Raw genomic sequence first — 346 nt, 5'->3', positions numbered from 1 at the left:
TGCTGCAGGCGCGTACAGACCCAGATCACCAGCAGCGCGCAGAGCACGAACAGGTAGTAGTACATGTAGACCGACGGCAGCTGGAAGCCGAAGATCGAGTGCGTCTGCGACAGGTTGAAGCCGCCGACGTGCACCGGATCGATGCCCGTGATCCCCTTCGGGCCGTTGGTGATGTTCACCGGACGGTCGAGGTTGTTCATGAAGATCCGGACGATTTCACCGAAGCCGAGCGTCACGATCGCCAGGTAGTCGCCGCGCAGGCGCAGCGTCGGCGCGCCGAGCAGGATCCCGAAGGTCGCCGCCAGCGCCATCGCGATCGGCACGATGATCAGGAACGGGATGTGCA

Annotated in this window: 1 protein-coding gene; it reads right to left on the bottom strand. The window is 63.6% G+C overall.

Annotated elements, in window-relative coordinates; genetic code table 11:
• The coding region (locus U4Z64_RS37445) for an ABC transporter permease subunit (RefSeq protein ID WP_415750635.1) at positions 1 to 346 on the bottom strand (346 nt) is incomplete at both ends.

It is taken from the genome of Burkholderia sp. BCC1996, assembly GCF_905339955.1.
Taxonomy (GTDB): Bacteria; Pseudomonadota; Gammaproteobacteria; order Burkholderiales; family Burkholderiaceae; genus Burkholderia.
The sequence above is the reverse complement of the archived record's forward strand: the minus strand, read 5'-3'. Positions and strand labels throughout refer to the sequence as shown.